The 14,456-nt window shown below is 69.2% G+C and carries 12 protein-coding genes; 7 read left to right on the top strand and 5 right to left on the bottom strand.

Translation table 11 applies throughout. The features are described from left to right. Window positions 1-5: 5 nt before the first annotated feature. From Aph01nite_RS09985 to Aph01nite_RS09975, 3 genes are all read left to right on the top strand, one after another. Window positions 6-785: an RDD family protein gene (locus Aph01nite_RS09985; RefSeq protein WP_307836770.1), complete on the top strand. Its 780-nt coding sequence runs from the start codon at window positions 6-8 to the stop codon at window positions 783-785. Window positions 786-1,257: 472 nt separating this feature from the next. Beyond that, window positions 1,258-1,599, top strand: coding sequence for a histone-like nucleoid-structuring protein Lsr2 (locus Aph01nite_RS09980; RefSeq protein ID WP_155351063.1), 342 nt, complete (start codon window positions 1,258-1,260; stop codon window positions 1,597-1,599). A 273-nt stretch (window positions 1,600-1,872) separates the two neighbouring features. After that, window positions 1,873-4,377, top strand: a complete 2,505-nt coding sequence (locus Aph01nite_RS09975; protein ID WP_204040505.1) for an ATP-dependent Clp protease ATP-binding subunit — start codon at window positions 1,873-1,875, stop codon at window positions 4,375-4,377. A gap of 159 nt (window positions 4,378-4,536) precedes the next feature. Here the strand turns inward: Aph01nite_RS09975 and Aph01nite_RS09970 are convergent, their stop codons facing one another. Both Aph01nite_RS09970 and Aph01nite_RS09965 read right to left on the bottom strand, forming a co-directional pair. Then, window positions 4,537-5,472, bottom strand: a complete 936-nt coding sequence (locus Aph01nite_RS09970; RefSeq protein WP_204040504.1) for a TIM barrel protein — start codon at window positions 5,470-5,472, stop codon at window positions 4,537-4,539. Window positions 5,473-5,755: 283 nt separating this feature from the next. Further along, complete coding sequence (locus tag Aph01nite_RS09965; RefSeq protein ID WP_275419021.1) at window positions 5,756-6,622, bottom strand: iron-sulfur binding domain-containing protein; 867 nt, start codon at window positions 6,620-6,622, stop codon at window positions 5,756-5,758. 95 nt (window positions 6,623-6,717) lie between these two features. Here Aph01nite_RS09965 and Aph01nite_RS09960 point away from each other — a divergent pair, with 95 nt between their 5' ends. Continuing rightward, a complete protein-coding gene (locus Aph01nite_RS09960) occupies window positions 6,718-7,413 on the top strand; it encodes a hypothetical protein (protein ID WP_204040503.1) in 696 nt (231 codons plus the stop codon). On the opposite strand, the gene disA is transcribed toward Aph01nite_RS09960, so the two are convergent. The 3 genes from disA to Aph01nite_RS09945 all read right to left on the bottom strand — a co-directional run bounded on the left by disA (window position 7,414) and on the right by Aph01nite_RS09945 (window position 12,000). After that, window positions 7,414-8,502, bottom strand: coding sequence for a DNA integrity scanning diadenylate cyclase DisA (gene disA / locus Aph01nite_RS09955; protein ID WP_239161538.1), 1,089 nt, complete (start codon window positions 8,500-8,502; stop codon window positions 7,414-7,416). It abuts the gene before it with no gap. 117 nt (window positions 8,503-8,619) lie between these two features. Beyond that, window positions 8,620-10,047, bottom strand: a complete 1,428-nt coding sequence (gene radA / locus Aph01nite_RS09950) for a DNA repair protein RadA (protein WP_204040502.1) — start codon at window positions 10,045-10,047, stop codon at window positions 8,620-8,622. A 1,254-nt stretch (window positions 10,048-11,301) separates the two neighbouring features. Next, a complete protein-coding gene (locus Aph01nite_RS09945; protein ID WP_204040501.1) occupies window positions 11,302-12,000 on the bottom strand; it encodes a class I SAM-dependent methyltransferase in 699 nt (232 codons plus the stop codon). 94 nt (window positions 12,001-12,094) lie between these two features. Between Aph01nite_RS09945 and Aph01nite_RS09940 the strand changes: the two genes are divergently transcribed. The 3 genes from Aph01nite_RS09940 to Aph01nite_RS09930 are packed head-to-tail and all read left to right on the top strand — an operon-like array spanning window position 12,095 to window position 14,413. Continuing rightward, entirely contained in the window at window positions 12,095-12,967 is an 873-nt protein-coding gene (locus Aph01nite_RS09940; RefSeq protein WP_204040500.1) for a sugar phosphate isomerase/epimerase family protein, read from the top strand. A gap of 13 nt (window positions 12,968-12,980) precedes the next feature. Next, the gene (locus tag Aph01nite_RS09935) at window positions 12,981-13,823 is read left to right on the top strand and encodes a class I SAM-dependent methyltransferase (RefSeq protein WP_204040499.1); all 843 of its coding nucleotides are present in this window, start codon (window positions 12,981-12,983) and stop codon (window positions 13,821-13,823) included. Then, window positions 13,820-14,413, top strand: coding sequence for a TetR/AcrR family transcriptional regulator (locus tag Aph01nite_RS09930; protein WP_204040498.1), 594 nt, complete (start codon window positions 13,820-13,822; stop codon window positions 14,411-14,413). Before Aph01nite_RS09935 ends, Aph01nite_RS09930 begins: the two co-directional genes overlap by 4 nt. The last annotated feature ends 43 nt before the right edge of the window (window positions 14,414-14,456 follow it).

The raw sequence follows: 14,456 nt of genomic DNA, 5'->3' as shown, positions 1-14,456 counted from the left end.
GCCAAATGAACCCGGAACCTCCCCCCGGCCAGAACCCGTATGGCTCGGTTCCCCCTCCGGGTGGATACCCGCCGCCTCAAGGCGGATACCCCCCACCCCAAGGCGGATACCCGCCCCCTGGTGGATATCAGCAGCAGCCTGGTGGTTATCAGCAACAGCAGCCTGGTGGATATCAGCAGCCCGGCGCTTACCAGCAGCCCGGCGCTTACCAGCAGCCCGGTGGATACCCGTCGGCGGGGGCCTACAACTCCCCGATGGGCATGCCACTCCCGCCGGGAGTCCCGGCGCCACTTGCCGAGTGGTGGCAGCGTTTGGTCGCGCGACTCATCGACGGCGTTATCCTCGGTGTGATCAACTTGCTCATTGTCAGCCGGATCATCACGAGCATGTTCTCCACTGAGGAGACCATCGAGTTCCTCGGCACAACTACAACCGTGTCGACTCCGTCGTTCCTCGGCCTGCTGATCGCGGCCATCGTGGGCTTCCTGCTCTACTCCGCATACGAGTTCTTCATGGTCTCGCGGGACGGTCAGACAATCGGCAAGAAGGTCATGAAGATCCGCGTCGTGAAGCTCGGCGGGAGCGTTCACGGAGGTCTGGACACCGAGACCCTGGCCAAGCGCATCGGCGTGCTGTTCGGCCCGCAGCTGCTCGGCTTCAACTTCGCGCTGAACGCGCTGGCCGGCCTGTTCATGCTGGTCAACGGCCTGTGGCCGCTCTGGGACAAGCCGCTCCAGCAGGCGATTCACGACAAGGTCGCCGGCACCGTCGTGGTGAAGCTGTAGTCCGCCAAGGACGTGCCAACCAGTGGGGTGACCGCCCGGCGGTCGCCCCACTGTCATTCCTGGGTACGATTTTGTTCTATCGGGTAAGCGTTCTGACCACCGCAGAGGATACTCTCCGCGCGGTGACGGCTATGGACAGCCGTACACGACGGTCACTCGGCATCGGTTCCCCCCTATTTACAGGGCTTCCGGTTGAATCCGGCCGGGGTAGACCCCCCCAAGGAGTGATGAGGAATGACTGAGGTAATCTCGGCGCTCATACCGCCGCTCTTGGTGGGCGCGGCAGTGGTGTACGGCGTACTTAAGTTGCTGCGATCGGACGCCGCCGGGCTCCGCAGAAGGCGCGAACCGGGAGAAGAGCCATCCGAGAAGACCCTTCCCTGAGAATACTGTGAGCGCGAATTGTCATCCGGGGTAACTGGGTATATGTTTGGCTGACGAATCAAACTATGCTCTGCGAAAGGATTGCCGGATGGCCAAGCACACGCAGGTGATTCTCATCGACGACCTCGATGGTGGCGAGGCCAATGAGACGGTCACCTTCGCGATTGACGGCCTGCCATATGAGATTGACCTGAGCGACAGCAACGCCAAGAAGCTTCGGGAAGCCCTGGCGCCTTTCGTCTCCAGCGCCCGCAAGGGCGAAAGCGGGTCAACGCGGGGCCGTCGTCGTGGAAGCGGTGGGACTCAGCGGGCCATGACCCGGGAGAAGAGCGCGGAGATCCGCGCCTGGGCCAAGGCGAACAACCACCCGGTGAGCGAGCGCGGCCGGATTGCCGCCTCGATCGTCGAGGCCTACGACGCGGCGCACTAACTCCGCCGCTATCTTGATCGTGCGGTTATGCCGGTCGCCGGTTCTCCTGACGGCCGGCATGGCCGCACGATCGCGTTATCAGGTAATAAACGTCGTTCGCTTGCGGCGTATCGGGAACACCTGGCCCCCGATCGGTAGTTGGATGGAGGGTGAACGCCCTGCGCCAGGGGAACGTCTTCTCTCATAGAAGCGGTCACCGGGCCAGAGCTGGCATGCGGAACGACGGGGCCGGAACATCCGGGCGCGTCCGACCGCTCTGTGAGGAGCGACGAGATGTTCGAAAGGTTCACCGACCGTGCGCGTCGGGTTGTCGTCCTGGCCCAAGAAGAGGCCCGGATGCTCAACCACAACTACATCGGTACTGAGCACATTCTTCTTGGCTTGATCCATGAAGGTGAAGGCGTTGCCGCCAAGGCTCTGGAGAGCCTGGGCATCAGTCTTGAAGGCGTGCGTCAGCAGGTCGAGGAGATCATCGGCCAGGGCCAGTCGGCACCGTCGGGGCACATTCCCTTCACCCCACGGGCCAAGAAGGTCCTTGAGCTGTCGCTCCGTGAAGCCCTGCAGCTGGGTCACAACTACATCGGCACCGAGCACATCCTGCTCGGGCTCATCCGCGAGGGTGAGGGTGTGGCGGCCCAGGTGCTGGTGAAGCTGGGCGCGGATCTGAACAGGGTGCGGCAGCAGGTCATCCAGTTGCTGCACGGTTACCAGGGCAAGGAGCCCGCGGCGGCGGGTGGCCCGCAGGAGGCCGCGCCGTCCACCTCCCTGGTGCTTGACCAGTTTGGCCGCAACCTGACCCAGGCGGCCCGGGAGGGCAAGCTGGACCCGGTGATCGGCCGGGAGAAGGAAATCGAGCGGGTCATGCAGGTGCTGTCCCGCCGTACCAAGAACAACCCCGTGCTGGTGGGCGAGCCCGGCGTCGGTAAGACGGCCGTGGTGGAGGGCCTGTCCCAGAAGATCGTCAAGGGCGAGGTCCCGGAGACGCTGAAGGACAAGCAGCTCTACACGCTCGACCTGGGCGCGCTGGTGGCGGGCTCCCGCTACCGGGGCGACTTCGAGGAGCGCCTGAAGAAGGTGCTCAAGGAGATCCGCACCCGCGGGGACATCATCCTGTTCATCGACGAGCTGCACACGCTCGTGGGCGCGGGCGCCGCCGAGGGCGCGATCGACGCCGCCAGCATCCTCAAGCCGATGCTGGCCCGCGGCGAGCTGCAGACCATCGGCGCGACCACCCTCGACGAGTACCGCAAGCACCTGGAGAAGGACGCGGCGCTGGAGCGCCGGTTCCAGCCCATCCAGGTGGCCGAGCCGTCGCTGTCGCACACCATCGAGATCCTCAAGGGCCTGCGCGACCGGTACGAGGCGCACCACCGCGTCTCCATCACCGACGGCGCCCTGGTGGCCGCGGCCCAGCTGGCCGACCGGTACATCAGCGACCGGTTCCTGCCGGACAAGGCGATCGACCTCATCGACGAGGCCGGCTCCCGGATGCGCATCCGCCGGATGACCGCCCCGCCGGACCTGCGCGAGTACGACGAGAAGATCGCGAACGTGCGCCGGGACAAGGAGTCCGCGATCGACGCGCAGGACTTCGAGAAGGCCGCCGCCCTGCGCGACCAGGAGAAGCAGCTCCAGATCAAGCGGGAGCGCCGGGAGAAGGAGTGGAAGGCCGGCGACATGGACGTCGTGGCCGAGGTCACCGAGGAGCTCATCGCCGAGGTGCTCGCGACCGCCACCGGCATCCCGGTCTTCAAGCTGACCGAGGAGGAGTCCCAGCGACTGCTCCGCATGGAGGACGAGCTGCACAAGCGGATCATCGGCCAGGACGACGCCATCAAGGGCCTGTCCCGCTCGATCCGCCGTACCCGCGCCGGTCTGAAGGACCCGCGCCGCCCGGGTGGCTCGTTCATCTTCGCCGGTCCGTCCGGTGTCGGTAAGACCGAGCTCTCCAAGGCGCTGGCCGAGTTCCTGTTCGGGGACGAGGACGCGCTGATCATGCTGGACATGTCCGAGTTCATGGAGAAGCACACGGTCTCCCGGCTCTTCGGCTCCCCGCCCGGCTACGTCGGGTACGAGGAGGGTGGCCAGCTCACCGAGAAGGTGCGGCGCAAGCCGTTCTCCGTGGTCCTGTTCGACGAGATCGAGAAGGCCCACCCGGACATCTTCAACTCGCTGCTCCAGATCCTGGAGGACGGTCGCCTGACCGACGCCCAGGGCCGCGTGGTGGACTTCAAGAACACCGTCATCATCATGACGACCAACCTCGGGACCAGGGACATCTCCAAGGGCATCGGGGTCGGGTTCGCGAAGAACAACGACGTCGAGGGCAACTACGACCGGATGAAGGCGAAGGTCCAGGAGGAGCTCAAGCAGCACTTCCGGCCCGAGTTCCTCAACCGTGTCGACGACACGGTGGTCTTCCACCAGCTGACCATGGGCGAGATCATCAAGATCGTCGACCTGATGCTGGCCCAGGTGGACGCCCGCCTCAAGGACCGGGACATGGGTCTCGACCTGACCCCGGCCGCCAAGCAGCTGCTGGCCGACCGCGGCTACGACCCCGTGCTCGGGGCGCGCCCGCTCCGCCGCACGATCCAGCGGGAACTCGAAGACACCCTCTCCGAGAAAATCCTGTACGGGGAACTCCGCCCCGGCCAGATCGTCAAAATCGACATCGAAGGCGAAGGCGAGGCCGCGGTCTTCACCTTCGTCGGTGAAAACAAGACCCCTCAGGTGCCTGACTCCGCCGCGTCGATCGTTGAGACGATCCAAAAGTAATTGAAACGGTAAAGCGCCCCTCGCCTCCGCAACGGAGGCGGGGGGCGCTTTACATTGCGCTCAACCCGTGCTTGCAACCGAAATGTGCGTATTGTGTAGCGATCGTGTGCTCATCTGGCGACACATTGGTATGAGCGGAATAAGTGTGGTGAATAGCACCTATGCGGCGAGTTTGAGCCCCAAGGCCGTCAGATTTTGCCGGGTCCAGTCGAGATCGTCCGCCAGGCGGGCCACCAGCGCGGCCGGGCCTTTGTTTTTCGGCGCCGTCCAGTCGTGGGCCTCCACCTCGATGTGGGCGCTGCCGTTGACCGCGCCGGACAGCAGGGCGGTGAGCGTGTCCTGGAGCACCGGCTGGGTGCTGGGGATCTCCTGGCTGTGGTTGTGCACGTGGCCGAGTTTGACGACCGGCGCGCCGGCCTGGGCCAGGCCGCGCAGCGCGGAGGCGGTCTCCTCGGCGCCGCAGGAGAGGTGGCAGGCGTCCAGGCAGACGCCGAGGTGCTCGGAGTCGATGCCGCAGACGCGCTGCAGGGCCTGCTCGGTCGTCTCCAGCACGCAGCCGGGCCACGGCTCGAAGCCGACCCTGATGGTCTTGCCGGTCACGCTGGACAGGCCGCGCAGCTCGCGGGAGAGGCGCTCCAGCCGGCGGGAGGCGATGGAGTGCAGGTCGGCCGGCCAGTCGCGGCGCCAGCCGATCGGGATCGTGGAGATGCTGCCGAAGCGCACGTCCTCGGGCAGCAGGAAGGCGAGGATCTTCGCCAGCGCCATGGTGTAGCGGTAACGCTCGGGCTTGGCCCAGTCGGGGCCGGGGGCCTCCTGGTTGCGGCCGCCGGTGCCGTTGAGGCTCACCACCTCCAGGCCGCGCTCCTCCAAGGAGCGGCGGAGCCGGACCAGCTCGATGCGGTCGGCGATGAGGTGGTCCGCCACCGGGGGCGCCAGCCACAGGCCGATGCCCAGCCGGTCCACGCCCAGGCGCCTGCGTACGGGCACCGCGTAGCGGGTCAGGTGGGCGATCAGGTTCTCCAGGTCCTCCGCGGGATGCACGCCCGCGTTGTAGGCCAGGTGAACGAGCGTCCCGTCGTCGTGGCGCAGCCGCATCGATTGCCTCCAAGCTTCCGACTCATTGCCCCACATGACCTGTCCTGGCCGCATGGGACACGAGTCCCTCCGTGCCGGGAATCCGGCCCGGTACGGCGAGCTTGCTCTCGTGCACCGGACTACGCGTCCACCCCGCAGCTGATTCAGCCGTAAGCCGCGCGGGTGACGTCGACAGTGATCCCACCGTAAGAACGGCAACTTGTGATCCACTTGGGTGGGACTGAACCGAATTCGCTCTACACAGTGTAGTACTACACCCCGTGGCGCGAAACACTTTTGGGGGTCAGCTGGGCAGGCCGTAGAAATCGTTGTCGAGGAGCTCGGCCAGGCCGTCGGTGAGCAGTCCGTCGAGGGCGCGCTCCCGCTGGGCGTGGTTGGACCAGGCGGCGTCGAGGGCGGCCTTCGGGACCGGGCCGGGGGCGTCGCGCAGCACGGCGAGCAGGGCGCCGCGGCACTGGCGGTCGGTGCCGGCGTAGGTCTGGCCGCGGCGGGGCGGGCCGTCGTGGGCGGGCTTGCCGGTCAGCAGCCACTGGCAGCGGGCGGCCACCGGGCAGTCGGCGCACCGCGGGGAGCGGGCCGTGCAGACGAGGGCGCCCAGTTCCATCACCGCGACCGCCCAGCGGGGGGCGTCCACGGGCGGGATGAGGGATTCGGCGAGTTTGCGCTCCGGGGCGGTCGTCGCGGTCGGTGGGAACTCCTCGCCGCGGACCGCGCGGGCGAGTACCCGGCGGACGTTGGTGTCCAGGACGGCGTGGCGGGCGCCGTACGCGAAGCTGGCCACGGCGGCGGCCGTGTAGTCGCCGATGCCGGGGAGGGTGCGGAGCTCGTCGTACGTGGCGGGGACGGTGCCGGCGAACTCGGTCGTGATCGCCTTCGCGCAGGCGTGCAGGTTCAGGGCGCGCCGGGGATAACCCAGCCGCCCCCAGTGCCGTACGGCCTCGCCGGGCGGCTCCTTGGCCAGGGCTTCCGGGGTGGGCCAGCGGGCCAGCCAGTCCTCCCAGATCGGCAGCACCCGCACGACGGGGGTCTGCTGCAGCATGATCTCGCTGACCAGGATTCCCCACGGGGTCGCCTCGGGCCGGCGCCAGGGAAGATCTCTGTTGTGCTCCGCGTACCAGTCGAGGATCGGGGCATGAAGAGTCACGGTCAGACTCTAGCGGTGTGTGACACCGTACAAACTCCGCATCTGGATCTCGTACGGCGAGGCGCGAAGATGAGCTGACCATGACTCTCCATACTGGCCGTATGGATCCGGACACGTTCCGTGGTGATGTCGGAGTCGAGGGTGGTGACGTCTACTGGCGTCGCCGGGTGTCGGTGCTCACCGGCATGCTGGTGGTGGTCGCCGTGGTGGCCTGGGCCTGCGCGAGCGGTACGGACAAGCCGACCACCGCCACGAAGGCGGGGTCGGGCGGGACCGACGCCATGGTCGTCTCGCTGCCGTCGCCCAAGTTCTCCGCGCCCGCCCCGTCGCCGACGCCCTTCGGCAGCCCGTCGCCCGGATCGAGCCCCGCGTCAGGATCGCCCAAGCCCGCGCCCGCCCGCAGGAACGGCGACCCCTGCGAAGGCAAGGACCTGGTCATCAGCCTGCGCGCCAACCAGGAGACCTACCGGGGCGCCGAGGACCCGGGCTTCCTGCTCACGGTCGTCAACATCGGCGACGTCGCCTGCGTGGCCGACCTGGGGCCGCGCACGCTGGAGATGCGCATCTCCACCGGCGGGGAGCGCGTCTGGTCCACGGCCGACTGCGTGGCCGGCGAAGGCATCGACCGCCAGCTGCTGCACCGGGGCGTGCCGTTCGTCCGCACCATCCTCTGGCCGCGTACGCGTTCCGTGCTCGACTGCGCCGCGAAAGCGCCGTCCGCGCACAAGGGCACCTATGTCGCGCTCGCCCGCATCGGGAGCCTGAAGAGCTCCCGCAACGTGTTCCACCTGAAGTAGCTAGACGTACCGCTCGAGGATCGAGGACTCGGCGAGGCGGGAGAGGCTCTCGCGGACGTTTCTGGCGCGGGTCTCGCCCACGCCGCCCACCACCTGGAGGTCGTCGATGCTGGCGGCCAGGAGTTTCTGCAGGCCGCCGAAGTGGTCGACCAGGCGGTCCACGATCGTGGTGGGCAGGCGGGGGACGCGGGCCAGCAGCCGGAAGCCGCGAGGGCTGACCGCGCTGTCCAGCGGGTCGGGGCCGGTGTGGCCGAGGATCTGCGCCACCCGGGTGAGGTCCAGCAGGTCCAGGGCGGAGAGGCTGTCCAGGTCGTCCATGGCCTCGGTGAAGCGGCGCGGGCGGCGGTTGTGCTGAGGGGCGGGCATGTAGTCGCGGATGGTGAGGGCGCGGTCCTCCTCCACGCCGCCGACCAGCTCGTCCAGCTGGAGCGAGATCAGCCGGCCGTCCGTGCCCAGTTCGACGACGTATCCCTCGATCTCCACCGAGATCCGGCGGACCATTTCGAGGCGCTGCACGACCGCCGAGACGTCGCGGACGGTGACCAGGTCCTCGATCTCCAGGGCGGACAGCGTGCCGGAGACCTCGTCCAGGCGCATCTTGTAGCGTTCGAGGGTGGCCAGGGCCTGGTTGGCCTTGGAGAGGATCGCGGCCGACTCCTCCAGGACGTAACGAACCCCGTCCAGGTAGAGCGCGATGATGCGCATCGACTTGCTGATCGCGATGACCGGGTGCGCGGTCTGCCGGGCCACCCGCTGGGCGGTCCTGTGGCGGGTGCCGGACTCGTCCGTGGGGATGCCCGGATCCGGCACCAGATGCACGGCCGCCCGGAGAATGCGCAGGTCGTCGCCGTTGAGGACGATCGCGCCGTCCATCTTGGCGAGCTCGCGGAGCCGGGTGGCGGCGAACTCCACGTCCAGTTCGAAGCCGCCCGTGCAGAGTTCCTCGACCTTGTCGTCGTACCCCAGGACGATCAGGCCGCCGGTGTGACCGCGCAGGATGCGTTCGAGCCCGTCGCGGAGCGCTGTTCCGGGGGCGAGGGCAGCCAGTGTGGCTCTGCGGCGCTCATCCCGGGCTTTGTCATTGTGCACGTCAGTGACCCCCGCTGGTCGTGTCTCTGCGCCCAGACGGTCTATCCGCCTTCGCCGCAGGCCTGCCCAACTCAGCAGACCCAAGGCACCGCCCAGTTTACCTAGGTAACTGGTTGCTCACCGGATGTGCGTCAAGGCGTCCCAGACGTTCTCTGCCTCTGTAACGTCGAAGCCTGGTGAGAAGTTCGTGGTACGCGTCCGGGAGGGGCGGACCGCGACCAGGTCGCCCCGGGAGGGGGCGGGTTCGAGTTTGAGGGTATCCCCCGCGAGCGAGCCGGTAGGGACGAGGGCGCGGGTGAAACCGAGCCGGGCCGCCTCGGCCAGGCGGCGGCGGACGTCGCGCACCGGGCGGAGCTCACCGGCCAGGCCCACCTCGCCTAAGGCGACCAGGCCGTGGGGGAGGGGTTTGTCGCCGGCCGCGCTGACGACCGAGAGCATGAGGGCGAGATCCACGGCGGGGTCGGTGAGCCGGATGCCGCCGACGGTGGCCGTGAAGACGTCGCATTTGCCGATTTTGGCGTTGAGGCGGCGTTCCATGACGGCGAGGACCATGGCGACGCGGTACGAGTCGAGGCCGGAGGAGGTCCGGCGGGGCTGGGGGGCCTCGGTCGGGCCCACGAGGGCCTGGAGTTCCGCCGGGATCGGGCGGGTGCCCTCGATCGTGACCGTGACGCAGGTGCCGGGGACGGGTTCCGGGTGGCGGGAGATGAACAGGCCGCTGGGGTCGGTGATGCCGGTGATGCCGCGTTCGTGCAGGTCGAAGCAGCCGACCTCCTCGATGGGGCCGAACCTGTTCTTGATGGCGCGGACCATTCTGAGGCGGGAGTTGCGGTCGCCTTCGAAGTGGAGGACCACGTCGACGAGGTGTTCCAGGACTCGGGGGCCGGCGATGGAGCCGTCCTTGGTGACGTGGCCGACCAGGACGGTGGACATGCCGCGTTCCTTGGCCAGGCGGGTGATGTTGCCGGCCACCTCGCGGACCTGGGTGACGCCGCCGGGGACGCCGGTGGCCTCCTGGGAGCCGATCGTCTGCACCGAGTCCACGATCAGGAGCCGTGGCTGGACCTTCTCCACGTGGGTGACCAGGGCGGCGAGGTCGGTTTCCGCGGCGAGATAGAGGTTGTCCTGGATGGCGCCGATGCGATCGGCACGCATCCGGACCTGGGACGCCGACTCTTCGCCGGTGACGTAGAGGACCGTGTCATGCCGCGCCGTCTTCGCGGCCGCCTCCAGCAGCAGTGTCGACTTGCCGATCCCGGGCTCGCCCGCGAGCAGCACCACCGCGCCCGGCACCAGGCCACCGCCCAGCACCCGGTCCAGCTCGCCCACTCCCGTCGGCCGCGCGTGCGCGGTCTCCGCCTTCACCTGCCCGATCGGTACGGCAGGCGCCGACACGGCCCCGCCCTTGACGACGGTCACCCCTTGCCGGGCTCCCGCCTCCTCGACCGTCCCCCAGGCCTGGCACTCCCCACAGCGCCCCACCCACTTGGCGGCCACCCAGCCACACTCGCCACACCGATACGAAGGCTTCGCAGCTTTACCCACGCCCGGAGGCTACCGCCCCCCACCGACAATCTCCCCTCACGAACCTCACGAGGGCGGGAGAGGTGGTTCTCACCCCTTTTCGAGTCGGCGCTCTGCTCTCTTCCGGCGTGCCGGTTGCCTGCGGTGGTTCTCCCACCCACCCACCCTTATTGCCGCTGCGCGGCGCGCTCACCGAGCGGGCATCCGGGCGGGATGCCGGCCCACGGACGCTTGCCAGACGAGATCTTCCGGTGGTTTCCCATCCGTTGTTTGCCGGTGGGTTCCCACCCACCCTTGTTGAGCTGGCGCTCTGCCCTCTTCCGGCGTGCCGGCTGCCTGCGGTGGTTCTCCCCACCCACCCACCCTTGTTGCCGCTGCGCGGCGCGCTCACCGAGCGGGCATCCGGGCGGGATGCCGGCCCACGGCCGCTTGCCAGACGAGATCTTCCGGTGGGTTCCCATCCGTTGTTTGCCGGTGGGTTCCCACCCACCCTTTGTCGGGCTGGCGCTTCCTCTTCGGGCGTTCGCTGGCACGCCCGGCGTTGCCTGCGATGGTTCTCCCACCCCACCCATCCCTTTCTGCGGGCTCCGCCCGCCCCGCCCATACTCGGGCTCGGCCGCAGGCTTGAGGGAATGAGGTGTGGGGCGAAGCCCGTGGGTGGGTGGGTGGGGGAACCACCAGGGCTCTGCCCCGCCCCTGCTGGGGCTGGGCTGCAGGCTTGAGACATGGGTGCGCGAAGCGCGCGGGGTTCGAGGGCGGGTGGGAGACCACCAGGGCTTCGCCCCGCCCATGCCGGGGCTCGGCTGCAGGCTTGAGGGAATGAGGTGTGGGGCGAAGCCTGCGGGAGGGTGGGTGGGGGAACCACCAGGGCTCCGCCGCGCCCATGCCGGGGCTGGGCTGCAGGCTTGAGGGAATGGGGTGTGGCCGAAGCCTGCGGGTGGATGGGTGGGGGAACCACCAGGGCTCCGCCGCGCCCATGCCGGGGCTGGGCTGCAGGCCTGAGGGAATGGGGTGTGGCCGAAGCCTGCGGGAGGGTGGGTGGGGGAACCACCAGGGCTTCGCCGCGCCCTTGCCGGGGCTGGGCCGCAGGCTTGAGGACATGGGTGCGAAGCGCGCGGGATTCGAGGGCGGGTGGGGGAACCACCTCTCCCGCCCCTCGTGCGAAGCCCGGACTGTCTGAGCCTTGGTCAGGGTGGGTTCCAACTCCCTCTGGACCTGGTCGAGCCCGTCTACGTCAGGTGAGCCACCCCAACGCTTCGCCCGCGGCCGTACCGGTTAGAAGAGGCGCCAGCGGAGGAGGGTGGGGTAGGGGAATTCGAGGCCTTCGGTTTCGGTGATGGCGCGCTGGGAGACGGCCGGGGTGAACTCGATGCGGAGGACAGCTTCGAGGTCGGGGCGGCGGGTGAAGGCCATGCGGGGGGTGAGTTCGAGGCGGTTCCAGCCCTGGCGGGACCAGAAGTCCTCGATGAGGCGGGGGGAGTAGGCGGGGACGGCGGCGCGGAACCATTCGCCGAAGGAGCCCCGGGAGGCGTCCAGGTCGACGACGAACGCGGCGCCGCCGCGGCGGACGGCCCTGGAGAGCTCTTTGAGGCCGGGTTCGCAGCCGGGCCCGAAGAAGTAGGCCCAGCGCGCGATGGCCACGTCCACGGACGCGTCAGGGACGGGCAGCGACTGCGCGGCGGCGACCTGGACGGTCACGTTGGGGAGGGCGGCGCAGCGGCGGGTGGCGAGGGCGGCCAGGTCCGGATGGGGTTCGACGCCGATCACGCGGGCGGCGTCGGAGGCGTATCCGGGCAGGTGGTAGCCGGTGCCACAGCCGATGTCGAGGATGGTGGCGCCGGTCCAGGGGCGTACCGAGCGGATGGCGGTGTCGATCACGCCGTCGGGGTCCACGGCGCGGTTCTCCAGCTCGTAGATCTGGGGGTTGTGCCAGATGTTGGGGCTGGGCACGGCCCCCTTCGCGATACGCGGCATCGCACCACGATAGGCGGCTAGGCCGCTTCGCGAGTTCGCTCGCTTAGTCTGGAATGGTGAGCGAGCGAGCCAGCGCCAGGGTGGGGAGCCGGGAATGAGCCCCGGCGAGCGGACCTACATCGGCGGAGACGAACCCGCGGACGGCGCGCGGCGGGATGTCGTGCGGGTCCCGAATGCCAAGATCGCGCTGTCCACCGCGTCGGTCTATCCGGAGCGGACTCCCGACGCGTTCGAGCTGGCCTCGCGGCTCGGCTACGACGGTGTCGAGATCATGGTGGGGCAGGATCCGGTCAGCCAGGACGTGGAGGTCCTGGAGCGGCTGCGCGACCATTACGAGCTGCCCATCCTGGCCGTGCACGCGCCCTGCCTGCTGGTCACCCAGCGGGTGTGGGGGCGCGACCCGTGGGCCAAGCTGGAGCGGGCCAGGGACGCGGCGCAGCGGCTGGGCGCGCAGACCGTGGTGGTGCATCCGCCGTTCCGCTGGCAGCGCGACTACGCGCGGGACTTCGAGATCGGCCTGGCCCGGATGCGGGAGGAGACCGACATCGTGTTCGCGGTGGAGAACATGTTCCCGCTGCGGGCCCGGGGCAGCGAGGTGGTGCCGTACGCGCCGGACTGGAACCCGGTGGAGCACGACTTCCCGCAGGTGACGCTGGACCTGTCGCACACCGCGGTGTCGGGGTCCGACGCCATGGAGATGGCGGCCAAGCTGGGCGACCGCCTCGCCCACCTGCACCTGGCCGACGGGAGCGGGATCACCAACAAGGACGAGCATCTGGTGCCCGGCCGCGGCAACCAGCCCTGCGCCCCGATGCTGGAGCGGCTGGCGAACGCGGGCTATGGTGGTCTGATCGTGCTGGAGATCAACACGAGGAGGGCGGTCGGCCGGACCGAGCGGATCGACGACCTGGCCGAGGCGCTGGCCTTCGCCCGGCTCCACTTCGCCGCCTCCTCCGCGAAGAGATGAGCCGCGACGAGAGATGAGCCACCAGGTCTTCGACGTCGACCGGGTGGCGGAGGCGTATGACGCCGCGCGCCCGGAATATCCGCCTGCCCTCTATGCGGCACTGACCGAACTGTCCGGCATCCGGTTCGAGGGCGCCTTCGCCGTCGACGTGGGCGCCGGCACTGGGATCTCCACCCGCGGGCTGCTCGATCGCGGCGTCCGCGTGGTCGCGGTGGACCGCGCCGCCCGCATGCTCGCCTTCCTCCGTTCCCGTACGGCGGGCGCCGCCCTGCTGGCCGACGGCAACGCCCTCCCGCTCCGGGACGGCACGGCCGACCTGGTCACGTACGCCCAGTCCTGGCACTGGCTGGACCGCGCGGTGTCGATCGCCGAGGCGATCCGGGTGGCCCGCCCGGGCGGCGCGGTGGCCGGCTGGTGGAACACCGTGGACGCGGGCAAGGCCGACTGGCTGGCCGCCTGCCAGGTGCGCCTGGCCGACCTGCCGGGCTACACCGGACCGGCCCAGCCGGGCTGGAGCATGCCGCCGATCGGGGCCGCGATGGCCGCCGCCGGGCTCCGCGTGTCGGAGACGTGGGTGCACTGGACGCGCCACGTCCACGTGGAGGACTTCCTGACCGACCTGCGCTCGCACTCGTACGTGGCGGCCATGCCGGAGACCGCCGCCGACGAGCTGATCGCCCGGGAGCGCGGCGAGCTCCTCCGGGTCTTCCCGGACGGCGACATGACCATCCCGATGCGCGTCTACCTGGCGGTCGGCGTCAAACCGCTCACCCACCGGGAGCCGCCCGCCCTGACCGAGCCAACCGGCCTGCGGGAGCTGAAGCAGCTGGCCGTGGGCCTGACGGAGGGGGCGTGAGCGAACCACGCGGTCCCGGCCGGCGTCCTGGGCGCAGGCCGGGGATCTCCGACACGCGGGGCCAGATCCTGACCGCCGCCCGCACGATCTTCGCCGAGAAGGGCTTCGACAAGGCGACCATCCGCGGCATCGCCCGCGCGGCAGGCGTGGACCCCGCGCTGGTGCACCACTACTTCGACACGAAGGAGGGCGTGTTCGTGGCGGCCATGCGGCTGCCCATGGACCCCTCCGTGGTCGTGCCCTATGTGGTGTCGGGCCCGCGGGAGGAGATGGGCGAGCGGCTGGTCCGTTTCGTGCTCAACCTCACCGCCGATCCGCAGGCCCGCGAGCCGGTGCTGGCGCTGATCCGGACCGCGGTCGCCAACGAGCAGGCGGTCGCGATGCTCCGCGAGTTCATGGTGGAGGCCATCCTGGGCCGGATCGCCGCCGCGCTCGACATCCCGTTACTGCGCATGGAGGCAGCCTTCGCGCAGATGTTCGGCATGGTCATGGGCCGCCACATCCTGCGCCTGGAGCCGATGGCCTCGGCCGACCCCGAGGAGATCGTCGCCCTGCTCGCCCCCACGATCCAGCGTTACGTCGACCCCTGAGCGATATCTACAGAGCATTGTTCTATGGTGGTCGAGTGTCGGA

The organism is Acrocarpospora phusangensis (genome assembly GCF_016862995.1).
Classification (GTDB): domain Bacteria; phylum Actinomycetota; class Actinomycetes; order Streptosporangiales; family Streptosporangiaceae; genus Acrocarpospora; species Acrocarpospora phusangensis.
This window is presented reverse-complemented; position numbering and strand designations above follow the sequence as displayed.